Consider the following 22,158-nt stretch of genomic DNA (forward strand, 5'->3'; position numbering starts at 1 on the left):
AATAGCGCCTTACAGAAGAAAAGAACCTCATGGACATCACTGTTGAATCCCTGGAAACGCCTGCCTTGACCAAAGCCCAGTTGGCGGAGTTGCTGTTTGAGCAAATCGGCCTGAACAAACGCGAGTCCAAGGACATGATCGACGCGTTTTTTGACCTGGTGGCACAAAGCCTGGTAGACGGTGATGATGTGAAGATCACCGGTTTTGGCAATTTCCAGATCCGCACCAAGGCGCCCCGGCCCGGGCGCAACCCGCGCACCGGCGAGGCGATTCCGATCGAGGCGCGCCGCGTGGTCACCTTCCATGCCAGTCACAAGCTCAAGGAACAGATCCAGGAGCAAGGCTTTTCGTCGTCACGTTTTGTGCCCTGAGCCAACAGTCTCACAAATTGATACACAGCCTGCTTTACAGGCACCATTGACTTAGAGTAACCTGCAAGCTTTTGCAGCTATTTCATTGATTTCAATGGAGAATTCTCTCCCAGTCATCCCCGCCAAGCGCTACTTTACCATCGGTGAAGTGGGCGATTTGTGTGGTGTCAAACCACACGTGCTTCGCTATTGGGAGCAGGAATTCACGCAGCTGCGCCCGATGAAGCGCCGTGGCAATCGGCGCTACTATCAGCACCACGAGGTGCTGATGATCCGCCGCATCCGTGACTTGCTCTATGACCAGGGTTTCACCATCAGTGGTGCGCGCAACAAAATGCAGGAGCTGCTCCAGCATGAGCGCGACAAGTCGCGCCATGGCGAGGTCTTGCTGGACGGTGTGGAAGTCATTGAGGTCAGCAATTCTCAGTTTGGGGACTTTGAAGACACGGAGCTGCTTCAAGAAAATGAGCCTGTCTCTGGGGCTTGGCAACATGTACGCAGGGAACTTGGTGAAATTCGAGAGCTTCTGTCTCTCGATTTCTAAGAACAGGCCTGACACGCGTTATAATTATGGGCTTCGGTGTGTGGCGCAGCCTGGTAGCGCACTTGCATGGGGTGCAAGGGGTCGAAGGTTCGAATCCTTTCACACCGACCAAAAATAGTCAATGAAATCAACGGGTTACAGAGTCATCTGTAACCCGTTTTTCTTTGTCTAATCCAAAAAGAGCCGTCAGGGGCGTCACTTTGGGGTGTCATGAAAAATGATGGCTATTCTCAGATACCCCAGCGCAGAACAGAAAAGTGACATCCAAATAAATTTAGATGGCCCTTTTTGGATTCTCGATGGTCATAGTAGGTAGAAGCACTTTCATTCGACCACACCACATGACTTTCAAAAAACTCTCGGGTCCGTTGTTCTTTCGCACCATTTCTGTCTGCCTTGCCACGGTGTCCCTGGTATTGCCAGCCCATGCCGACTATGTCTGGCTGGAGCGCGATGCAACGGGTACTGTTTCGGCCTATCTGGGTGATCTGGAAAAGGGCTACCAGTCGGTCGCCGGTCTGGTTCCACCACGTCTGTTTCTGGCCGATGGCAAGGACTTAGCTCTGGAAACACAAGGTGAGCGGTTTGTCGTGCCTGTTGTCGGCAGCGGCACCAGCAGCACGGGTGACCTGCGTTTGGTGACCAGTCGGGTGACCGACAAGAAGGTGCTGAACTACTACCAGGCCCGTTTTGGTCGCACTGAAACCAAGGCTGTGAATGACTTGGAAATCGTGCCCACCACACCCAAGGGCGATACCTTCAAGCTGCTCTGGAAAGGCAGCACCGTGGCTGCGACACAGGTCAATGTGGACACATCAGAAGGCTGGCGTCGTGTGCTCAAGTCAGCGAAAGACGGCACGGTATCGTTCGACCCAACGTTTCCTGGCCTGTATGTGCTGGAAGTGACTGCCAAAGTGAATGGCTCGGTCACAGTGGATGGCAAAAAATACGATGACGTCCGCCATACCGCCACCCTGAGTTTTGAGGTTGTGCGTTGATTGGGCGGTGCAAGCGGGGCCAAGGGCGGGCCATGTGGTGGGTGCTTGCCGTCTGTGCGGTGGCGGCGGTTGCTGCCACCTTGTGGATGCGCAGTGATGGCATGGTGTACGACACCGTGACCGTGGGGCGCAGCACCATCGAAGACAAGGTCACTGCCATTGGCACACTGCAGCCACGCCGTTATGTGGATGTGGGTGCTCAGGTTTCGGGGCAGATCAACCGCCTGCACGTCCAACCTGGTACCGAGGTCAAAAAGGGCCAACTTCTGGTCGAGATTGATCCGAGTGTGCAACAGGCCACGGTGGATGGCGGCCGTGCCGCCTTGGCAGGCTTGCGAGCCCAGCTGGCCGACCAGCAAGCCCAGCACCGGTTGACGCAGTTGCAGCTCACGCGCCAGCAAGCATTGATGCGGTGGAACGCAACCCGGCTGGAAGACGTGCAAATTGCCGAAGCCGCGCAGGCATCGGCGGCGGCCAAGATGGACAACCTGCGTGCGCAAATCGAGCAGACCCTGGCCACGCTGAAAGCCGACGAAGCCCGTCTGGGCTACACACGGATCTATGCTCCCATGGCGGGCACGGTGGTATCGCTGGACGCTCGTGAAGGCCAAACACTGAACGCCACATACCAGACGCCCAACATTTTGCGGATTGCCGACCTGTCGGTCATGACGGTGTGGACCGAGGTGTCTGAAGCCGATGTGCGGCGGGTGAAGCCCGGCATGCCAGTGTACTTCACCACACTGGGCAGTCAGGACCAGCGGGCGCCACGTCGCTGGTCCAGCAAGGTGCGCCAAGTGTTGCCCGCACCGCCTGCCGCAGAGTCCGCGCAAGGTGGCCAAGCTGCCGTCCCAGCCGCCGTCAAGGCGGTGGTGTACACCGTGTTGTTCGATGTGGACAACAGCGACGGTGAACTCATGCCGCAGATGACGGCACAAGCAAGCTTTGTCACCGCGCAAGCGCAGAACGTGGTGACTGTCCCGCTGGCCGAACTGACCGAAAAAGCGCTGGCATCGACGCAGGACGCAACGGAGCCATCTCCTGTGCTTTACAGCGCTCGCGTGTTGCGCACCGACGCAAGCATCGAAACCCGCGAAGTGACGCTGGGCGTGCGCAACCGGCACATGGCCGAAGTGCGCCAAGGTTTGCAGGAGGGTGATGTGCTGGTCACCGGTGAGCGTGTTGGCAACAACGGCCCTTCGAGGTTTCGGTTTTGAGTGCGGTGCAGCCATTGTCTGCAGGGGCGCCGCTGATCTCTTTGCGCGGTATTCGCCGCTCGTATGGTGGCACGGGTGGTGTGCCAGCGGTCGAGGTGTTGCATGGTGTGTCACTTGACATCCACGCCGGCGAGTTTGTCGCCATTGTTGGGGCATCAGGCTCTGGCAAGTCCACCCTCATGCACCTGCTGGGTTGCCTGGACCAGCCCAGCGCGGGCACGTACCACTTTGATGGGCAAGATGTGTCCACGATGGACGCTGATCAGCTGGCCTGGTTGCGCCGCGAGGCCTTTGGTTTTGTGTTTCAGGGCTACCATCTGATCGCCAGCGCAACCGCTCAGGAAAACGTCGAGGTGCCCGCCATTTACGCGGGTTTGCCCGAAGAGGAACGCGCCGAGCGCGCCGCGCAGTTGCTCATCCGACTGGGCCTGGGCGAGCGGCTGGACAACCGGCCCAGCCAGTTGTCGGGCGGGCAGCAGCAACGTGTGTCTATCGCACGAGCGTTGATGAATGGTGGCCGTACCATCTTGGCTGACGAGCCCACCGGCGCGCTCGACAGCAAAAGTGGCGCCGAAGTGATGGCGCTGTTGCACACGTTGGCCGACGCAGGCCACACCATCATCCTCATCACCCACGACCGCAACGTGGCCAGTCAGGCGCGCCGGGTGGTGGAAATTCACGACGGGCAGATCGTGGCCGACAGTGGAACTCAGAAGGCTGATTTGCAAGAGAAATTGTCATCCAGCCCAAATTTGACGGGCGTAAGCAGCTATCAAAAATACAGTGAAAGCAAGGATCAGCAGGCCAGCGTTTGGGCTGACCTGCGCGAAGCCAGCCGCACTGCTTGGCGCGGTATGCGACTGAACCGCGCACGCACGGGGCTCACGCTGCTGGGCATCATCATCGGGGTGGCATCGGTCATCGTGATGCTGGCCGTGGGCGCGGGCACCGAACAACGTGTGATGCAGCAGATGGGCGCGCTGGGCACGACCATCATGTACCTGGGCAGCCGCGCGCCCACCAGCGGTGGACCGGTGGGAGTACTCACCAATGACGACCTGGCGGACATTGCCCGACTGCCCGAGGTGCGCCATGTCATGCCCATCATTGGGGACCCGATCACGGTGCGTTATGGCCGGACCGATCGGCAGGTCTATGTGTTTGCCAGCAGCAAGGACATGCCGGAGGTGCATCACTGGAAGCTAGCGCAAGGAAGGTACTTTACCGATGCGGAGGACCGTGATCTGGCGCCCTTGGTGGTGCTGGGGTACAAGGCCAGCGCACATTTTTTCCCCGACAGGCCCAACCCGCTGGGACAGTTTTTGCTGGTTGGCAATTCTCCCTTTGAGGTAATTGGTGTGATGGCCGAACGCGGCGCGGATTCGGGTGTTCAGGATTACGACGACATGGTGTTTATCCCTTATCACGCCGGTCGGGCTCGGGTCTACCAGACGCAGACGCAACCAGACTACACCGTGGTCAACGCCATAGAGCCCGAGTTGGCACAGGCCGCCGAGGCCGCAGTGCGCAAGCTGCTGTTGTCGCGCCACGGCCGGGAAGACTTTGGTATCAGCAACGCCGCAGCCAAGTTGCAGGCCGAGGCAGAAACACGTGGCGCCATGACGCTGATGCTGGGCTTGATTGCTGCGGTGTCTCTGGTGGTGGGCGGCATCGGTGTCATGAATGTGATGCTGATGACGGTGCGTGAACGCACCCGCGAAATCGGCATCCGCATGGCCACGGGTGCGCGCCAGCGCGACATCCTGCGCCAGTTCCTGATCGAAGCGGTGCTGGTGACTTTTTTGGGTGGTGCCGTGGGGGTTGCTATTGGCCTGGCAATTGGGGGGGGGCTGATTGTCAGCGGTGTGCCTGTGGTGTTTTCGCTATCCGCCATGGCGGGGGCGTTTGGCTGTGCGGTGGCCACTGGGCTGTTGTTTGGCTACATGCCGGCCCGCAAGGCCTCAGCGCTGGATCCGGTTGTGGCGTTGGCATCGGAGTGATGCTTCTGGTTTGCATCCCCCCATTTTTTCTACAACGTCCTCCAGACTGCGCAGCGGCCATAAGGAGAGCCTATAGAAACTGTATTTTGCAGGGAAGGTCGTAGCGTGTTACGCACCTCAATAACACCCACCGTGATAGCAGATCGGGCAATAGTTTCTGTTGAACAGATGAGCTGCGAAGCCCGCTATCCCGTGAGCTCTTGAATTTGCATGCTCTTGTGGATTTGGCGGAATTTGTTTCAAAAAAATAGCGCCTCACGCCCGTTTTATGAGGGTCTGAGGCGCTTTTCTTATGTAAACGCTGGGTCGGTATTTACAGGTTGTCGGTGAAGCTGCGCAGCTTGTCCGAGCGGCTCGGGTGCTTGAGCTTGCGCAGTGCCTTGGCTTCGATCTGGCGGATGCGTTCACGCGTCACGTCAAACTGCTTGCCGACTTCTTCGAGCGTGTGGTCGTTGGTCATCTCGATACCAAAACGCATACGCAGCACCTTGGCTTCACGCGGCGTCAGGCTGTCGAGGATGTCTTTCACCACATCGCGCAGACCAGCCTGCATGGCCGCTTCCATCGGGGCGGTGTTCGCACCGTCCTCGATGAAGTCACCCAGGTGGCTGTCGTCATCGTCACCAATCGGTGTTTCCATGGAAATCGGCTCTTTGGCGATCTTCATGATCTTGCGGATCTTGTCCTCGGGGATTTCCATGCGCTCGGCCAACACGGAGGCATCGGGCTCGTAACCAAACTCCTGCAGATGCTGGCGGCTGATGCGGTTCATCTTGTTGATGGTTTCGATCATGTGCACCGGAATCCGGATGGTGCGCGCCTGATCCGCAATCGAACGCGTGATGGCCTGACGGATCCACCAGGTGGCGTAGGTCGAGAACTTGTAGCCGCGACGGTATTCGAACTTGTCCACCGCCTTCATGAGGCCAATGTTGCCTTCCTGGATCAGGTCGAGGAACTGCAGGCCGCGGTTGGTGTACTTCTTGGCAATCGAGATCACCAGGCGCAAGTTGGCCTCGATCATCTCTTTCTTGGCCGCGCGCGAGGCGTATTCACCCTCGTTCATGCGTTTGTTGATGTCCTTGAGCTGGTCCAGCGGCACCACGACCTTGGCTTGTAGATCGATCAGGCGTTGTTGCAACTCCTGCACCGGCGGGATGTTGCGGCCCATGGTCGCGCTCCAGGGTTTACCTGCCGCGGCTTGCTTTTCGATCCATTTCAGGTCGAGCAAATGGCTGGCCACCTTGTTGTGGTGTTTGTCACGGCCACTGAACTCGGCAATGAACTGGGCCTGTGGGTAACCGCATTTGTCCACAATGATGCGGCGCAACTCGCGCTCTTTCTTGCGCACGTCATCGACCTGACCGCGCACCATGTCGCAGAGTTTTTCGATGGTCTTGGCGGTGAAGCGGATCGACATCAGCTCGTCCGACAAGGCGCGCTGGGTTTTCTGGTAATTGGCGCTGCCGTAACCTTCTTTGTCGTAGATCACATGGATCTGCTCAAAATGCGCGCGCATCCGGTCAAAGCGGCTCATGGCTTCTTTTTTCAGCTCTTCGAGCTTTTTGGTCAGCGCTTTGGAGCCACCCTTGCCGTCGTCGTCATCGTCGGCGTCAAATTCGTCAAAGTCTTCTTCGGCCACATAGTCGTCGGCCTCGTTCGGGTTGGTGAAACCGTCGACGATGGTGGTGATGACCACTTTGTCGCTGCGAATGTCTTCACCCAGCTGCAAGATCACGTCGATGGTGGCGGGGGAGGCGGAAATCGCCTCCATCATCGCCATCAGGCCACCTTCGATGCGTTTGGCGATTTCGATTTCGCCTTCGCGTGTCAGCAACTCGACCGTGCCCATTTCGCGCATGTACATGCGCACCGGGTCGGTGGTGCGGCCAAACTCGCTGTCCACCGTGCTCAAGGCGGCTTCGGCTTCTTCCTCGGCTTCTTCTTCGGTGGCGGCGGTCGGGCCGTTCTGGTTCAAGAGCAGGGTTTCGGCATCGGGCGTGTGTTCGTAAACCGCGACACCCATGTCGTTGAGCATCGAGATCACCACTTCGAGCGTTTCGGCATCGACCAGTTTGTCGGGCAAGTGATCGGAGATTTCGCCGTGGGTCAAATAACCACGGGTTTTGCCGAGTTTGATCAGGGCTTTGAGGCGCAGCCGGCGTTTGGCTAGGTCTTCCTCGGACAGCACGGTCTCATCCAGGCCAAACTCTTTCATCAAGGCCCGTTCTTTGGCCTTGCTGATCTTCATGCGAAGCGGTTTGACCTTTTCGGTGGTCTCGGTTGCCTCAGTGGTTTCGGCCACAGGTTCCCCGGCCAGATCGTCCTCGATGTCGGACATGTCCAGGTCATCCACATCACCTGCTTCTTTGCCGGCCTTGGGTTTGCGGCCGCGTTTGGCGCCGGTGCTGGCAGCGCCATCGGCAGCTTTTTTGACCGTTTTGGCCGCCTTTTTCTTCACAACAGGTTCAGCAACGGCCTCGACCTGGGTTTCTTCTACAGCAGCTTTGACTTTGGATTTGGATGCGGGCACGACGGGTACTTTCGGTTCAGTGGGTTTGCTGGCTGTTTTTTTGACAGCGCTGGTCTTGGCTGCGGGGGCGGCGGAAGTCTTTGACTTGGAAGCAGGCATGTATGAACCTCAAAACGACGACAAACGAAGCATGTGGAGCGCTGCGGGCAGACCAGCGTTTTGGAAAAACATCGCAAAAACGGGCAGGGTCCGGCAAGACGGGTGGGCGAACATTTGGTGTGCAGTCCTTGCGGCAAGGTGGCCGGATGCGCTCAAATGCATCGTGTTGGCCGGGTCCGGAGGTGCTGCTGTCGCGCTTGCCTGGGCGAAAAACAGCGGATTATACCTTTTTTGCGAGCTTGAGCGTCCCAGATGGTGCCTAGGTGGCGGGTTTCAAGGCCTTGCGACGGTCCTGCAGTTCGCGGTAGCGTTGCAGCGCTGAGGGGTCGGTTTTTGCCTCTTCCAGCGCCTGGGTTTCCGCTGCCATGAGCTGGTCGATCAGCATCAGGTTGAGCAGGCGGCGCAACTCGCTGGCGGCTTCGGCCGCATCCTCATCCACGCCCAGCTCGTGGCTGCTCATCAGTTTGGTGGCAAAGGCTTCACTCTCGTGACCTTGTAGGCCCTCGCGCAGCGCGATCCATGGCTGTGGGCCATGTTCATGGAACTGGGCTTCCAGCCAAGCAAACAGCGGCCCGTAGGGTGGCTCCAGGCCGCACAGCAGGCCATGGTCTTCGACCGACAAGGCCTCCAGTGCAGCCATGTTGTCGAGCAGGATACGTGCGGCATGGTCGGCCCGGCTGGCCGGCAAGCGGCTGTTGCTGGGGATGGGGCGAGGGCTGTTCTTGGATTTATAGGATTTTGGGCTGTAGCCCTCGTTCTTGCTGCGGTAATCACTATCACTTTGATAGTTCTCCTTGCGCACCCGTTTGGGTTTGGCCTGTGTCGGGTACCAGACCTCGGTCAACTCCCGGCTGGAGAGCTGCACCAGATCGGCGATCTCTGACAGCAGTTGTTGTTTCAGGGCACCAGCGGGCAACAGTTCCCACAGCGGTTTGGCGTTGCTCGATAGGTGTGAGCGGCCTTCGGCGGTGTGCAGGTCACAACCATCACGCGCGGCGTCGAGCAAAAAACGGCTCAGTGGCACCGCTTCGCTGACATAACGCGCAAAGGCTTCCTTTCCGTGGGCGCGGATGAAGCTGTCGGGGTCGTGCTCCGGAGGCAAAAACAGGAACTTGACACTGCGCACATCGGTTGCCAGCGGCAGGGCAGCGTCTAGCGCCTTGCGTGCGGCGCGGCGGCCCGCGCTGTCGCCGTCAAAACTGAAGACCACCGACTCGGTGAAACGAAACAGTTTGTGCACATGCTCGGGGGTGCAGGCGGTGCCCAGTGTCGCCACCGCGTTGGGAAAGCCGAGCTGCGCCAGCGCCACCACGTCCATGTAACCCTCGGTGACCAAGGCGTAGCCGTGTTCCCGCAAGGCGGCGCGGGCTTCAAACAGGCCGTAGAGTTCGCGGCCTTTGCTGAATACCGGGGTTTCCGGCGAGTTGAGGTACTTGGGTTTGTCGTCACCCAGCACCCGTCCGCCAAATCCGATGCATTCCCCTTTGATGTTGCGGATCGGGAACATGACGCGGTCACGAAAACGGTCGTAACGTTTGGCTTCGCCACCGTCTTCTTCGTTGAGGATCACCAAGCCACTTTCCACCAGCAGCGGGTCGTCGTAGCTCGGGAACACGCTGGCCAGGCTGCGCCAGCCCTCAGGGGCATATCCCAGGCCAAATTGTTTGGCCACGGAGCCCGACAGGCCGCGGCCCTTGAAATAACTCACCGCACGGGGTGAAGCCTTGAGGTGTTTTTGGTAGGCCTTGCAGGCTTTCTCGAGCACATCGTTCAAGGTGTGCTGTTTTTGCCGTTGTTCGGCGGCGCGGGCGCGGTCCTGCGGGCTGGCGTCGTCTTCGGGCACCTGCATGCCAAATTGCTGGGCCAGGTCCTGCACGGCTTCCACAAAACTCATGCCCGCGTGCTCCATCAGAAAGCCGATGGCGTTGCCGGTTTTGCCACAACCAAAGCAGTGGTAGAACTGTTTGGTCGGGCTGACTGAGAAAGACGGTGATTTTTCGCTGTGAAACGGGCACAACCCCATGAAATTGGCGCCGCCCTTCTTGAGTGGCACATAACGGCCGACGATTTCCACCACGTCGGCGCGGGCCAGCAGTTCCTGTACGAAGCTTTGGGGGATGGACATGGGGCGATTGTAGAAACCGCCCAGTCATGGGGTCAGCGCGGCGCCAGGCGGATGGCGCCGTCCAGGCGGATCACTTCGCCGTTGAGCATCTCGTTCTCAAAAATATGCCGCACCAGTTTGGCGTAGTCCTGCGGGGTGCCCAGCCGCGACGGGAAGGGCACGCTGGCCGCCAAAGCATCCTGTACTTCCTGCGGGAAGCTGAACATCATGGGTGTGCCGAAGATGCCGGGTGCAATCGTCATGTTGCGGATGCCATTGCGCGCCAGGTCGCGTGCAATCGGCAGGGTCATGCCCACAATGCCGCCTTTGGAGGCGCTGTAGGCGGCTTGCCCGATCTGGCCGTCATAAGCTGCCACCGAGGCGGTGGAGATCAGCGCACCACGCTCACCGGTGGCTTCCGGCGCGTTTTGGCTCATGGCCTCGGCGCACAGCCGGATCATGTTGAAGCTGCCAACCAGGTTGACGGTGATGCATTTGGTGAAGAGTGCCAGCGCGTGGGGGCCGTTTTTGCCCACGGTTTTTTCGGCAGGTGCGATGCCGGCGCAATTGATCAGCCCCATCAGTTTGCCCAGTGCCGTGGCTTGTGCGACAACTGCTTGTCCGTCGACTTCACTGCTGACGTCGCAGGTCACGAAAACACCACCAATCTCTCTGGCAATCGCTTGACCTTTGTCGACCTGTTGGTCGGCAATGACCACGGTGCCGCCAGCGGCACTGAGCATGCGTGCTGTGCCTTCTCCCAGGCCCGATGCGCCGCCGGTCACGATAAACACCTTGCCTTTGATTTCCATGAGTACCTCCAGATAACAGGATTGACGTTGACGTAAACGTCAATTATCAGACAAGTTTTTGCGCAAAAATATCGGGGGGGTGTCTGAGTGGCTGAATATTCACGCTATACTTGCGTTTTTACTAAATACCCAGGCGCGTAGCTCAGCTGGTTAGAGCACCACCTTGACATGGTGGGGGTCGTTGGTTCGAGTCCAATCGCGCCTACCAAGGTTTTCTGAATGTTGCCAGATTCAGATCGCAAAACCTTGTAGACACAAGTCCTGTTTTATTCCTTGTTTGTTTCTCTGCCTGATCCACCTTTGCTATGGCAAGATGGGTCTTGGCACGCCCGCAAGGGCAACTCCTGGCAAATGCAGCTTGTGCCGGTTTCTACAATCGGTCGCAACCTGAATACAACGCGCTCATGATGGACCTCTGGATGACCTATGAATAACGCCACCCAAACACCAGCGCCGAGTCAGCAGCGCATCATCAAGAAGTACCCCAACCGTCGGCTTTACGACACCATCACTTCCAGTTACATCACCCTGATGGAGGTCAAGGCTCTGGTGATGAAGCGTGAGGCTTTTGAAGTGGTGGACGTCAAGACAGGTGACAACATCACCCGCAGCATCCTGTTGCAGATCATTCTGGAAGAGGAGGCCAGCGGTTCGCCGATGTTCACCGCACCGGTGCTTGAGAGCCTGATCCGTTTTTATGGCCATGCGATGCAAGGCATGCTGGGTGGTTATCTGGAAAAAAACATCCAGTCGCTCATTGATGTGCAAACGCGTTTTGCCGAGCAGTCCAAAGGTTTTACGCCTGAGATGTGGTCGCAGTTCCTGACGCTGCAACCACCGGCATTACAAGCCATGATGGGCGGCAGTTTGGAGCAGTCTAAAAATATCCTGGCCCAGATGCAGGAGCAAATGCAAAAGCAGACAGAGCAGATGCTGGGTGTTTTTGGTCTCAAAAGTTAATCCTGAATTTCAACAAAGTTGAGCATGAATAGTGTTATTTCACAAGCCACCCAAGCGCCCAAAGTAGGGTTTGTCAGCTTGGGCTGCGCCAAGGCCCTGACCGACTCCGAACTGATCCTGACGCAACTCAATGCCGAGGGTTACCAGACTGTCAAAACCTTTCAGGGTGCCGATCTTGTGATCGTCAACACCTGTGGTTTCATCGATGACGCGGTCAAGGAGAGCTTGGACACCATTGGGGAGGCCTTGGCCGAAAATGGCAAAGTGATCGTGACAGGTTGCCTGGGTGCCAAGGCCGGTGAGGGTGGTGACAACCTGGTGCGCCAGATGCACCCCAGTGTGTTGGCGGTGACCGGCCCGCAGGCGACCCAGCAGGTGATGGATGCGGTGCATACGCACTTGCCCAGACCGCATGACCCGTTTGTGGACTTAGTGCCCAATGGCTTTGGGGTCGCGGGCATCAAGCTGACGCCACGCCACTATGCCTATATCAAGATCAGTGAAGGCTGCAACCACCGTTGCAGCTTTTGCATCATTCCGTCCATGCGGGGCGACTTGGTGTCTCGCCCGATTGGTGATGTGCTCAAAGAGGCGCAAGCTTTGTTTGAGGGTGGCGTGAAAGAACTGCTGGTGATCAGCCAGGACACCTCGGCTTATGGTGTGGATGTGAGTTACCGGACTGGCTTCTGGAACGGTACACCGATCAAGACACGTTTGCTGGAACTGGTGCAGGCGCTCGGTGAGATGGCGCAACGTTACGGTGCCTGGTTGCGTTTGCATTATGTGTACCCGTACCCGAGTGTGGATACCATCCTGCCGCTGATGGCTTCCGGGCTGGTGCTGCCATATCTGGATGTGCCGTTCCAACACAGCCACCCCGATGTGCTCAAACGCATGAAACGCCCGGCCAGTGGTGAGAAAAATCTGGAGCGGATCCAGCGTTGGCGCGAGGTGTGCCCTGACATCGTGATCCGCAGCACCTTCATCGCTGGGTTCCCCGGTGAGACCGAGGAAGAATTTGCCCATCTGCTGGACTTCATGCGTGAAGCCAACATCGATCGGGCCGGTTGTTTTGCCTACAGCCCGGTTGCGGGTGCAACGGCCAATGATTTGCCGGGCATGTTGCCCGAGTCTGTGCGTGAGGAACGTCGCGCCGCGTTCATGGCGGTGGCCGAAGAGGTGTCGGCCGCAAAGTTGCAGCGCCGAGTCGGTGCCACCATGCAGGTGCTGGTGGATCACGCGCCTGGTCTGGGTAAAAAGGGTGGTCTGGGTCGCTCTTATGCCGATGCGCCGGAGATCGACGGTCTGGTGAAATTGTTGCCGCCCGAAAAAATCAGCAAGACGCTCAAGGTCGGTGAATTCACGCGTGCACGTATTGTGGGTGCACAAGGCCACGATCTGCTGGCGCAGCCCATTTGATGCCAATTGCTGGCATTTATTCCAACAACAAAAAAGCCGCTGGTTTAACAGCGGCTTTCAGTTCAAAACATCTGGTTGGTGTCATCGAAATCAACCAGATTTCATTTACATTTGGTGCCCAGGAAGGGACTCGAACCCCCACGAAGTTACTCGCTAGTACCTGAAACTAGTGCGTCTACCAATTCCGCCACCTGGGCATTTCAGGAAAGAGAGAAGTATATCAAAAATATTAAGCAAACCAGCGCATTGCTGGAAGAAGTTGAAGGAATTGTTCAAGGTCATCGTGATGGCCATGGTTTTGTGACCCGTGACGATGGAGAGGCTGACATCTATCTGCCACCCAACGAGATGCGCGCCGTGCTGCACAAGGATCGCGTCAAGGTTCGCATCGTGCGCAGTGATCGCAAAGGTCGCCCCGAGGGGCGGGTGGTCGAGATAGTCGAACGCAGCAACCAGGTCATCATTGGCCGCCTGTTGCATGAGAGCGGCATCTGGATCGTGGCCCCCGAGGACAAACGTTACGGCCAGGACATCATGATCCCCAAGGCCGCCACCGGTGCCGCGCGTGCCGGACAGGTGGTGGTGGTGGAACTTACCGAGCCGCCGGCCTTGTTTGGTCAGCCGGTTGGCCGTGTCAAAGAGGTGTTGGGTGAAATTGACGACCCCGGCATGGAGATCGAGATCGCCGTGCGCAAGTACAGCGTGCCGCATGAATTTTCCGAGGCCTGTATGGCACTGGCCCGCGCCTTGCCCGACAAGGTGCGACCGCAGGACAAGCTCAAGCGGGTCAACCTGACCGATGTGCCCCTGGTCACCATCGACGGCGAAGACGCCCGTGACTTTGACGATGCCGTCTACTGCGAACCCACCAAGATCGGCAAGGGCAGGGCGGCCACCTCTGGTTGGCGCTTGCTGGTGGCGATTGCAGACGTGAGCCACTACGTGGAAAACGGCTCGGCCATCGACATCGATGCCTACGACCGTGCCACCAGCGTGTATTTCCCGCGCCGTGTCATCCCGATGCTGCCCGAGAAGCTCTCCAACGGCCTGTGTTCCCTCAACCCCGAGGTGGAACGCCTGTGTATGGTCTGCGACATGGTGGTCTCCGAAGATGGCGAGGTCACGGCCTACCAGTTTTACCCGGCGGTGATGTGGAGCCACGCACGTTTCACCTACAACGAGGTGGCGGCGATTCTGGCCAACACCCGTGGCCCCGAGGCCCTCAAACGCAAGGACCGGATTGATGACCTGATCCAACTGCACGATGTGTACCGTGCCTTGCTCAAGTCGCGCGTGCGTCGTGGTGCGGTGGACTTCGAGACGGTGGAAACCCAGATCGTCTGTGACGAAGTGGGCCGTATCGAAAAAATTGTGCCGCGCACCCGCAACGACGCCCACAAGCTGATCGAAGAGGCGATGTTGGCCGCCAACGTCTGCAGCGCTGACTTCATTGCGCAGGGCAAACAAGCCGGCCTGTTCCGTGTGCACGAAGGTCCCACGCCCGAGAAAAAAGAGGTGTTGCGCAATTACCTGAAGGTGACCGGTGTCGGCCTGACCATCAGCGACGACCCGTCGCCCGGTGAGTTCCAAGCGATTGCCAATGCCACCAAAGACCGGCCTGATGCGGCGCAGATCCATTCGATGCTGCTGCGCTCGATGCAGCAGGCGATCTACACCCCGATCAACAGCGGCCACTTTGGTCTGGCGTTTGAGGCCTACACCCACTTCACCAGCCCGATCCGGCGTTACCCCGATCTGCTGGTGCACCGCGTCATCAAGGCGATTCTGGCCAAGACCAAATACGTCTTGCCCGTGTTGCCAACACCGGGTGAAGCCCACGCCAAGCTGTCCAAACGGCTGGAGAAAAACCTGGCGTCCAAGGTGGCCGAACCCGGCCAGAAGCCGCGCAAACTCAGTGCCGACATGCTGGCCTGGCAATCTGCCGGTTTACATTGCAGCGCCAACGAGCGCCGCGCCGACGAGGCCAGCCGCGATGTGGAGGCCTGGCTCAAGTGCAAGTACATGCGTGAACACCTGGGTGAGGAGTTCTCGGGTGTGGTCAGCTCGGTGACGAGTTTTGGCCTGTTCATCACACTCGACGCCATGTACGTCGAAGGCCTGGTGCATATCACCGAACTCGGTGGTGAGTACTACCGTTTTGACGAAGCGCGCCAGGAGTTGCGCGGTGAGCGCACCGGTTTGCGTTATGCACTCGGAACGCGCGTTCGTGTGCAGGTCAGTCGGGTGGATCTGGACGGTCGGCGCATCGATTTCCGCCTGGTGCAGGAGGGTGAGGCGCTGGTGGGGCGCGCACTCAAGGACAAGGGCGACGGCAACGAGCGCACTGTATTTGAGCCGGACCAGGATGGCGCGCCCACGGGCCGACGCAGCCGCAAAATCTCGGAACCCCTGGCACGGTCGCCCAAACCTTCTGCGGCGGCCAAAACGACGCGGCGTGCGCCGGTGGCTGGCAAGTCTAGGGATAAAAGTCGCAAAAATAGGCGCTAGCCCTTATCCATCAAGCATTGTTCGCTATATAAATGTTATGACTGAGAATTTTAGAGTGGCTGTGGTCACGGGTGCCGGCTCCGGCATTGGCCGGGCGGCAGCATTGGCTTTGTTGCAAGACGGTTACCGTGTGGTGCTGGCGGGGCGGCGTGAGCCGCTGCTGGCTGAGGTGGCACAACTGGGTGGCGCGCCAGAGCGTTGCCTGGTGGTGCCGACGGATGTGACGGATGAGGCCTCGGTGTTGGCCCTGTTCGACACCACGGGGCGCCAGTTTGGCCGGGTCGATGTGTTGTTCAACAACGCCGGGATCAGCGCCCCGGCGGTGCTGCTGGAAGACCTCACGCTGGACCAGTGGCAGGGTGTGGTGGATGTGAATCTGACCGGTATGTTTTTGTGCCTTCGCCAGGCCTTTCGGGTGATGAAGGCGCAGACGCCGCAGGGTGGTCGCATCATCAACAACGGCTCAATCGCCGCGACCACACCGCGGCCCAACTCGGTGGCCTACAGCGCCACCAAACATGCTGTGAGTGGTCTGACCAAGTCCGCCGCGCTCGATGGGCGCAAGTACAACATTGCTGTGGGTCAGATCGACATCGGCAACGCTTCCACCGAGATGGCCCAGCGCATGCAGGCAGGCATCTTGCAGGCTAATGGCCAGACTGCGGTGGAGCCGGTCATGGATGTGGCCATCGCTGGCCAGTCGGTGTTGTACATGGCCAATTTACCTGTGGGGGCCAATGTGTTGTTCCACACTGTGATGGCCACCAACATGCCCTTTGTGGGCCGTGGCTGAGCCAGGGTATTTGTTGGCTGGGGGCCTGGTTTTTCGCGCCCGTTAAATGATCCAGCGTTCCAGACAGGCGACCAGCGTTGCGCGGTTGAAGGGTTTGGTCAGAAAGTCGTTCATGCCCGCTTCGCGGCAGGCATTCTGGTCGGCCAGCATGGCGTTGGCGGTCAGGGCAACGATGGGGCTGTGGCTGTTCACCCCGGTGCCACGCCGGATGTGACGGGTCGCTTCCAGGCCGTCCATTTCCGGCATCTGCATGTCCATCAGGATCAGGGCGTAGGACCGTTTGCCAGCGGCTGCCACACCCTGCAGGCCGTTTTCTGCCAAGTCAACCGTGTAACCCAGGCGCTGAAGCAGGGTCAGTACCAGCTTCTGGTTGATTTTGTTGTCTTCGACCAACAAGATGCGCCCGCTGCGGGTCGGTTCTGGCGCAGGGTTGGATGCCCCCGTGGGTTCGGTGGCTGGTGTGGTTGCAGACGGAACGGATACGGCATTTTCTGGTGTCATGCTGATCTCGGTGGAGGCTGTTGACAGAGGCAGAACAGGCAGTTCAAACCAGAACAGACTGCCTGTGGGACGGTCCTCTGCCAAACCAATGCGCCCCTGCATGCCCTCGACCAGGCGTTTGCAGATCACCAGGCCCAGGCCGGTACCACCATATTTGCGAGAGGTGGACGCGTCAATCTGGCTGAAATTCGAAAAAAGCCGACCACGCTCCGAGAGCGGAATGCCGATGCCGGTGTCACTGATCTCAAAACGCAGGCCATGGTTCAGCCGCGAGACACTCAGACGGACTTCCCCCTGTTCGGTGAATTTGACGGCGTTGCCAGCCAGATTGAGCAGCACCTGATGGATACGCAGGCTGTCACCCACAAAGGTGACACGGGCCGCTGGTGTGATGTCAACCGCCAGCCCGATGCCTTTTTCGCGCACCCGTTCTTTGAGGACCGAGAGCACAGCATCCACCATCTCGGCCACCTTGAAGGGGTACTGTTCAAAGGTCATGTGTCCTGCCTCGATCTTCGACAAGTCCAGGATATCGTTGATGATGGCCAGCAGCGATTCACCCGACTGGGCAATGTCACGTGCATAGTCCTGCTGCTCGGCGCTGAGTTGGGTCTCCATCAGCAGCCGTGTCATGCCCATGACACCGTTCATGGGTGTGCGTATCTCATGCGACATGTTAGCCAGGAACTGGGACTTGGCCACGTTGGCCGCCATGGCCGCCTGCGTGGCACGTTGCAGCTCAACCTGCATCGTTTTGAGTTCATTGATGTCGCGGGCATTGATCAGGACCAGGGGCGCGCCGGTCACCGGGTCGGGCACCAAACGCGCATCCATGCCATACCAGCGTATGCCGTTCAAGGTGGTCAGCTGGATTTCGCTGCTGTAGCTTGTGCCTTGGTTCAGCTGGCTGTGAATGGCTTGCGCGGTCTCTGGTTCGGCGAACATGGCCTGAAAATCGTCCTGCTCGGCGCTGGAATCCACCGCGCCGAAGGCCCGCACAGCAGCCGGATTGCGCATCACCGCGCTTCCGCTGCGGCTGAACAGCGCAATCAGCACCGAGGTGTGTTGCATGGCCTCCACACCACGCAGCACCGCCGGGTCCAGACTCAGGGAGGGCGAATGGGCTTCGTACAGGATGGCGACGCTGCCATCGGCAAGTTCAACGCCAATGCTGTGTGCGTTAAATGTCACCGGATGGCCCTTGGGGTAAACCGTCCACTGCGCGCGCGCGGTGCGGCCCGCAGCATGTTCGGCCATCACTACTTGGTTGCGCGTGACGGTCGCCTCCGACAGGTCGGCAAAATCCCGGGCCAGAAACTCTTCAAGTGAATCGGCTTTCCAGAACGCCACACCGGCCGGGTTGGCCCACAACATGCGCTGGTGCAGCATGTCAAACACCCACATGGGGGTGTCTGACCAGTGAAAGCTTTCAAGTGCACTGTAGGGCAGGAGGGCGGCCATCGTCTGGAGTCAGAGTCTGCGACTGTGCCATTGTGGCCTCACTGGGCCAAAGCGGCCTCGGTGGCCGCCAGCACCGGGGCGACAGATGGGCGCGACTTGACCGCATCAAACCAGGCGGCCAGGCGCGGCATGGCAGAAGGCGCCACCGGTTTGCCATGGGCGCTGGATAGTTTGCCAATGTAGAGGTAAGACACCGCGTAAGACGCATCGGCCAGCGTGAACTGTTGACCCAGAAAAAACGGCGCGGGCGCAATCTGCCCCTCCAGGATGGCGATCAGTTGGTGCAAACGATCCACCTCGACCTGGAATCCGGGCTGTGCGGCGCGACCATCAGACAGTGCAAAGTACAAGGTGCTCAGCTGCGGGCCCAGGTACATATCGTGAAAGCGCGACAACCAGCGGCAGCGTGCGCGGGCCTCAATACCGGCTGGCAACATGGCGGGTTGGGGGTAACGCTCTTCGAGGTACTCCACAATCACCTCTGACTCGCCAATGCCAAAATCCCCGTCCTGCAAATAAGGTACCTTGCCCATCGGGTTGATGGCCAGAAACTCCGGTGATTTCAGGTAGGCCCAGCTCAGTTCGGGGGCTTCGAACACCAGCCCTTTTTCAAGCAGCGTGATGTGGACCTTGGCGCTGTAGTGACTGACTGGAAATTGGTAAAGCTTCATGAAACCCCTTGATTGGTAGATTTGAAACAGCTTCGTGTTGGGTCAGCTCCAAGAATTATGGCATTCGGCATGTGCCGACGAATCCGTTGGGTGCATGCACCCCCAATCCACCACCAGACGGTGATGGTGCCTGGCTTTTGCCAGGCCGCCCGACGCAGGCAGGTGCGGCTACAGGAACTGGGTGCGCACCAAGTCCGTGATCAGTTTTGCCAGCAGGCTGATCACCAGCACCAGGAAGATCCGGCGCAGCCAGAGGTTGCCGCCTTTCATGGCCAAGTGGCTGCCAGCAAACGAGCCCGCAATCATGGCCACCGCCATCGGAATGGCGAGCTGGAAGCTAACAAACCCGTTCGGGATGAAAAACGCCAGCGCCCCCAGATTGGTAGCCATGTTGACCACCTTGGCACAGGCGGTGGCGCGCATGAAGTCAAAGTGGAACACCCGTACAAACAGGAAGATCAGGAAACTGCCCGCACCGGGGCCAAAAAAGCCTTCGTAAAAACCAATGGCGGTGCCAATCAGCACACCACGCACCTTGTCGTTGCGCGTGACCGGGATGTCAGCGTCCTGTTTGCCAAAGTCTGGCCGAAACCAGGTGTAAAGCAACATCACCACCAGCAACACCACCACAAAGGGTTTGATCCAGGTGCTGGGCAGGGTGGCAATGGCGCGCGCACCCATGTGGGCGCCACAAAACGCGGTCGATGCCGTCAGCAGCAGCAGGCCCCAGGGTAGCTTGATGCGCCGTGCGTACTGGGTGGCGGCAGTGGCCATGCCAGCCACCGAGGCACATTTTTCTGTGGCGAACAAGGTTGCGGGCGCGGCTGCTGGAAACAGCGTGAGCATGCCCGGAATCAGCACCAGGCCGCCGCCACCAATTGCAGCGTTGAGCATGGCCGCGACAAAGGTCAGCGGCAGCAGGAAATAGAGTTCGGTGATCATCTTGTGTGTTGCTTCAGGCCCAGAGCAATGACCGGGCGGATCCCACAGGACACCAACACGAACACCATCACCAACTGAGTTAAAAAATAATTACAAAGTCGTATTGTCCCTGATGGCTTGCGGCTGGCTTCATTTGGCGGTGACCAACATTTGAACGTGAGCTTGCGAGATATGGCTCATAGCTTCAATATTTCAACAATTGTTGTATTATTGAAGTCATGGATACATCACTCGCCACCTCCGTCTTTGAGTCGCTGTCATCAGCCGTGCGTCTGGATGCCTACCGTTTACTGGTCAAGGCCGGGCCAACCGGCCTGGTTGCTGGCGAGATCGGAGCGGCGCTGGACATCCCGCCCACCAACCTGTCGTTTCACCTCAAGGCGCTGGCCCATGCGCAACTGGTGAATGTGGTGCAGGAAGGGCGCTTTCAGCGTTACCGCGCCAACATGGGCTTGATGCACGAGCTGATTGCCTACCTGAGCGCCGAGTGTTGCGCTGGTCATCCCGAGCAGTGCCCGGAACTCTGCCTACCGATCCTTGCCGCTGATCATGTGCCTCTGGCATGAAGGCGCCCGTGTGGCGTAACCTTTTGTCACACAGCGCTGCTAACTTTGCTGAATTTGTCTAAACCACCTCTGGAAACTTGATATGTCTGACAAACCCTTGAACGTCCTGTTTTTGTGCACCCACAACTCCGCCCGCAGTATCCTGGCCGAAGCCATCCTGAACCACATTGGCCGCGGCCGTTTCAAGGGTTTCTCAGCAGGCAGCAGCCCGCGTGCCAACCAGCAACCGAACCCGCTGGGCCTGCAGGTGTTGCAGCATGCTGGCATCAGTACCGACGGTCTGTACAGCAAAAGCTGGGACGAGTTTGGCCTGCCTGATGCGCCGCACATGGACCTGGTCATCACCGTGTGCGACAACGCCGCCGGTGAAGTCTGCCCCTACTGGCCAGGCCAGCCTGCCACAGCGCACTGGGCTTACCCCGACCCGTCAGCCGGGGAGGGTACCGATGCACAAAAGCTAGACGCCTTCCGCTTGACCCTGCACGCCTTGAAACGCCGCCTTGAGCTGCTGACCAGCTTGCCTGCTGACAAGCTGGAAAAGACCTTGCTGCAAAGCACGGCCCGTGAGCTGAGCAAGGCATAAGCCCGTGAGCGCCCAATGTGAAGTCACCGGCAAACGCGCCGCAGGTGCGCCCATGAGTGTGTTTGAGCGTTTTCTCTCGGTCTGGGTGGCCCTGTGCATCGTGGTGGGCATTGCGCTGGGCCAGCTCTTTCCGGGGCTGTTTCAGGCCATTGGCCGGATGGAAGTGGCCCAGGTCAACCTGCCGGTGGGCGCATTGATCTGGGTGATGATCATCCCGATGTTGGTGAAAGTCGATTTCGGTGCGCTGCACGAGGTGCGCCAGCATCTCAAAGGCATTGGCGTCACGCTCTTTGTCAACTGGTTGGTCAAACCGTTTTCGATGGCGTTTCTGGCCTGGTTGTTCATCCGCACGCTGTTTGCGCCGTGGCTGCCGCCCGACCAGATCGACAGTTATGTGGCCGGGCTGATCCTGCTGGCCGCCGCGCCCTGTACCGCCATGGTGTTTGTCTGGAGCCGCCTCACTGGCGGTGACCCGCTGTTCACCCTGAGTCAAGTGGCGCTCAACGACAGCATCATGGTCATCGTTTTTGCCCCGCTGGTGGCGTTTTTGCTGGGGCTGTCCAGCATCACCGTGCCCTGGGACACGCTGCTGATTTCGGTCGCGCTGTACATCGTGATTCCGGTGGTTTTGGCGCAGGGGCTGCGCAAAACCCTGCTCAAGCAAGGCCAGGCCGCTTTTGATGCCACCATGGAGAAGATCGGCCCCTGGTCCATCACCGCATTGCTGGCCACGCTGGTGCTGCTGTTTGCATTCCAGGGCGAGGCGATTCTGAAGCAACCCCTCATCATTGCCCTGCTGGCGGTGCCGATCCTGATCCAGGTGGTGTTCAACTCCGGCCTGGCTTACTGGCTGAACCGCGCCGTGGGTGAAAAGCACAACATCGCCTGCCCATCGGCACTGATTGGCGCCAGCAACTTCTTCGAGCTGGCCGTGGCCGCAGCTATCAGCCTGTTTGGCTTCAATTCCGGCGCCGCCCTGGCCACCGTGGTGGGGGTGTTGATCGAGGTGCCCGTGATGCTGTTGGTGGTGAACGTGGTCAACCGTTCCAAGGGGTGGTACGAGCGGGGGTGAGGGC

Annotated in this window: 18 protein-coding genes and 3 tRNA genes; 14 read left to right on the forward strand and 7 right to left on the reverse strand. The window is 58.9% G+C overall.

Annotated features, from left to right (window positions below; translation table 11 throughout):
- The first annotated feature begins 29 nt into the window (after positions 1–29).
- The 6 genes from KKO72_RS18155 (at position 30) to KKO72_RS18180 (ending at position 5,130) form a co-directional block, all read left to right on the forward strand.
- A complete protein-coding gene (locus KKO72_RS18155) occupies positions 30–371 on the forward strand; it encodes an integration host factor subunit alpha (RefSeq protein WP_078363171.1) in 342 nt (113 codons plus the stop codon).
- A 94-nt stretch (positions 372–465) separates the two neighbouring features.
- Positions 466–915, forward strand: a complete 450-nt coding sequence (locus KKO72_RS18160; RefSeq protein ID WP_214942350.1) for a MerR family transcriptional regulator — start codon at positions 466–468, stop codon at positions 913–915.
- A gap of 34 nt (positions 916–949) precedes the next feature.
- Positions 950–1,026: transfer RNA gene (locus tag KKO72_RS18165), tRNA-Pro, on the forward strand.
- Positions 1,027–1,256: 230 nt separating this feature from the next.
- Positions 1,257–1,913, forward strand: a complete 657-nt coding sequence (locus tag KKO72_RS18170) for a DUF4198 domain-containing protein (RefSeq protein WP_251140763.1) — start codon at positions 1,257–1,259, stop codon at positions 1,911–1,913.
- Between the two features lie 32 nt (positions 1,914–1,945).
- Positions 1,946–3,130, forward strand: a complete 1,185-nt coding sequence (locus KKO72_RS18175; RefSeq protein WP_214942308.1) for an efflux RND transporter periplasmic adaptor subunit — start codon at positions 1,946–1,948, stop codon at positions 3,128–3,130.
- A gap of 14 nt (positions 3,131–3,144) precedes the next feature.
- Positions 3,145–5,130 (forward strand): MacB family efflux pump subunit, encoded by a 1,986-nt coding sequence (locus tag KKO72_RS18180; RefSeq protein WP_214942356.1) that lies wholly within the window; start codon positions 3,145–3,147, stop codon positions 5,128–5,130.
- A gap of 313 nt (positions 5,131–5,443) precedes the next feature.
- Here KKO72_RS18180 and rpoD read toward each other — a convergent pair whose 3' ends face one another.
- From rpoD to KKO72_RS18195, 3 genes are all read right to left on the reverse strand, one after another.
- A complete protein-coding gene (gene rpoD / locus KKO72_RS18185; protein WP_214942311.1) occupies positions 5,444–7,762 on the reverse strand; it encodes an RNA polymerase sigma factor RpoD in 2,319 nt (772 codons plus the stop codon).
- 259 nt (positions 7,763–8,021) lie between these two features.
- A complete protein-coding gene (gene dnaG / locus KKO72_RS18190; protein ID WP_214942314.1) occupies positions 8,022–9,887 on the reverse strand; it encodes a DNA primase in 1,866 nt (621 codons plus the stop codon).
- Positions 9,888–9,919: 32 nt separating this feature from the next.
- Positions 9,920–10,678 (reverse strand): 3-hydroxyacyl-CoA dehydrogenase, encoded by a 759-nt coding sequence (locus KKO72_RS18195; RefSeq protein ID WP_214942316.1) that lies wholly within the window; start codon positions 10,676–10,678, stop codon positions 9,920–9,922.
- Between the two features lie 131 nt (positions 10,679–10,809).
- On the opposite strand from KKO72_RS18195, the gene KKO72_RS18200 reads away from it, so the two are divergent.
- From KKO72_RS18200 to rimO, 3 genes are all read left to right on the forward strand, one after another.
- Positions 10,810–10,886: transfer RNA gene (locus KKO72_RS18200), tRNA-Val, on the forward strand.
- A 218-nt stretch (positions 10,887–11,104) separates the two neighbouring features.
- Positions 11,105–11,638, forward strand: a complete 534-nt coding sequence (phaR, locus tag KKO72_RS18205) for a polyhydroxyalkanoate synthesis repressor PhaR (RefSeq protein WP_214942319.1) — start codon at positions 11,105–11,107, stop codon at positions 11,636–11,638.
- A 24-nt stretch (positions 11,639–11,662) separates the two neighbouring features.
- Positions 11,663–13,057 (forward strand): 30S ribosomal protein S12 methylthiotransferase RimO, encoded by a 1,395-nt coding sequence (gene rimO, locus KKO72_RS18210; protein ID WP_214942323.1) that lies wholly within the window; start codon positions 11,663–11,665, stop codon positions 13,055–13,057.
- A 112-nt stretch (positions 13,058–13,169) separates the two neighbouring features.
- On the opposite strand, the gene KKO72_RS18215 is transcribed toward rimO, so the two are convergent.
- Positions 13,170–13,254: transfer RNA gene (locus KKO72_RS18215), tRNA-Leu, on the reverse strand.
- A 49-nt stretch (positions 13,255–13,303) separates the two neighbouring features.
- On the opposite strand from KKO72_RS18215, the gene rnr reads away from it, so the two are divergent.
- Both rnr and KKO72_RS18225 read left to right on the forward strand, forming a co-directional pair.
- Positions 13,304–15,565 carry a ribonuclease R gene (rnr, locus tag KKO72_RS18220; protein ID WP_251140765.1) on the forward strand — a complete coding sequence of 754 codons (2,262 nt, stop codon included), beginning with the start codon at positions 13,304–13,306 and terminating at the stop codon, positions 15,563–15,565.
- Positions 15,566–15,602: 37 nt separating this feature from the next.
- Positions 15,603–16,358: an SDR family oxidoreductase gene (locus KKO72_RS18225; RefSeq protein ID WP_214942326.1), complete on the forward strand. Its 756-nt coding sequence runs from the start codon at positions 15,603–15,605 to the stop codon at positions 16,356–16,358.
- 42 nt (positions 16,359–16,400) lie between these two features.
- On the opposite strand, the gene KKO72_RS18230 is transcribed toward KKO72_RS18225, so the two are convergent.
- The 3 genes from KKO72_RS18230 to KKO72_RS18240 all read right to left on the reverse strand — a co-directional run bounded on the left by KKO72_RS18230 (position 16,401) and on the right by KKO72_RS18240 (position 19,933).
- Positions 16,401–18,263 (reverse strand): ATP-binding protein, encoded by a 1,863-nt coding sequence (locus tag KKO72_RS18230; RefSeq protein WP_214942329.1) that lies wholly within the window; start codon positions 18,261–18,263, stop codon positions 16,401–16,403.
- 95 nt (positions 18,264–18,358) lie between these two features.
- Positions 18,359–18,991, reverse strand: coding sequence for a glutathione S-transferase family protein (locus tag KKO72_RS18235; protein ID WP_214942332.1), 633 nt, complete (start codon positions 18,989–18,991; stop codon positions 18,359–18,361).
- Positions 18,992–19,159: 168 nt separating this feature from the next.
- Positions 19,160–19,933, reverse strand: a complete 774-nt coding sequence (locus KKO72_RS18240; RefSeq protein WP_214942335.1) for a sulfite exporter TauE/SafE family protein — start codon at positions 19,931–19,933, stop codon at positions 19,160–19,162.
- A 218-nt stretch (positions 19,934–20,151) separates the two neighbouring features.
- Here KKO72_RS18240 and KKO72_RS18245 point away from each other — a divergent pair, with 218 nt between their 5' ends.
- The 3 genes from KKO72_RS18245 (at position 20,152) to arsB (ending at position 22,154) form a co-directional block, all read left to right on the forward strand.
- Positions 20,152–20,499: a helix-turn-helix transcriptional regulator gene (locus tag KKO72_RS18245; protein WP_214942338.1), complete on the forward strand. Its 348-nt coding sequence runs from the start codon at positions 20,152–20,154 to the stop codon at positions 20,497–20,499.
- A gap of 82 nt (positions 20,500–20,581) precedes the next feature.
- On the forward strand, positions 20,582–21,082 hold the full coding sequence (locus KKO72_RS18250; protein ID WP_214942341.1) for an arsenate reductase ArsC: 501 nt from the start codon (positions 20,582–20,584) through the stop codon (positions 21,080–21,082).
- A gap of 52 nt (positions 21,083–21,134) precedes the next feature.
- The gene (arsB, locus tag KKO72_RS18255; RefSeq protein WP_214942386.1) at positions 21,135–22,154 is read left to right on the forward strand and encodes an ACR3 family arsenite efflux transporter; all 1,020 of its coding nucleotides are present in this window, start codon (positions 21,135–21,137) and stop codon (positions 22,152–22,154) included.
- The last annotated feature ends 4 nt before the right edge of the window (positions 22,155–22,158 follow it).

It is taken from the genome of Rhodoferax sp. U11-2br (assembly GCF_018619435.1).
Lineage (GTDB): Bacteria > Pseudomonadota > Gammaproteobacteria > Burkholderiales > Burkholderiaceae_C > Rhodoferax.

Coding starts and splice junctions, on each gene's coding strand:
- KKO72_RS18155 (WP_078363171.1), top strand. CDS start 30: ATGGACATCACTGTTGAATCCCTGGAAACGCCTGCCTTGACCAAAGCC.
- KKO72_RS18160 (WP_214942350.1), top strand. CDS start 466: ATGGAGAATTCTCTCCCAGTCATCCCCGCCAAGCGCTACTTTACCATC.
- KKO72_RS18170 (WP_251140763.1), top strand. CDS start 1,257: ATGACTTTCAAAAAACTCTCGGGTCCGTTGTTCTTTCGCACCATTTCT.
- KKO72_RS18175 (WP_214942308.1), top strand. CDS start 1,946: ATGTGGTGGGTGCTTGCCGTCTGTGCGGTGGCGGCGGTTGCTGCCACC.
- rpoD (WP_214942311.1), bottom strand. CDS start 7,762: ATGCCTGCTTCCAAGTCAAAGACTTCCGCCGCCCCCGCAGCCAAGACC.
- dnaG (WP_214942314.1), bottom strand. CDS start 9,887: ATGTCCATCCCCCAAAGCTTCGTACAGGAACTGCTGGCCCGCGCCGAC.
- KKO72_RS18195 (WP_214942316.1), bottom strand. CDS start 10,678: ATGGAAATCAAAGGCAAGGTGTTTATCGTGACCGGCGGCGCATCGGGC.
- phaR (WP_214942319.1), top strand. CDS start 11,105: ATGAATAACGCCACCCAAACACCAGCGCCGAGTCAGCAGCGCATCATC.
- rimO (WP_214942323.1), top strand. CDS start 11,663: ATGAATAGTGTTATTTCACAAGCCACCCAAGCGCCCAAAGTAGGGTTT.
- KKO72_RS18225 (WP_214942326.1), top strand. CDS start 15,603: ATGACTGAGAATTTTAGAGTGGCTGTGGTCACGGGTGCCGGCTCCGGC.
- KKO72_RS18230 (WP_214942329.1), bottom strand. CDS start 18,263: ATGTGGGTGTTTGACATGCTGCACCAGCGCATGTTGTGGGCCAACCCG.
- KKO72_RS18235 (WP_214942332.1), bottom strand. CDS start 18,991: ATGAAGCTTTACCAATTTCCAGTCAGTCACTACAGCGCCAAGGTCCAC.
- KKO72_RS18240 (WP_214942335.1), bottom strand. CDS start 19,933: ATGATCACCGAACTCTATTTCCTGCTGCCGCTGACCTTTGTCGCGGCC.
- KKO72_RS18245 (WP_214942338.1), top strand. CDS start 20,152: ATGGATACATCACTCGCCACCTCCGTCTTTGAGTCGCTGTCATCAGCC.
- KKO72_RS18250 (WP_214942341.1), top strand. CDS start 20,582: ATGTCTGACAAACCCTTGAACGTCCTGTTTTTGTGCACCCACAACTCC.
- arsB (WP_214942386.1), top strand. CDS start 21,135: ATGAGTGTGTTTGAGCGTTTTCTCTCGGTCTGGGTGGCCCTGTGCATC.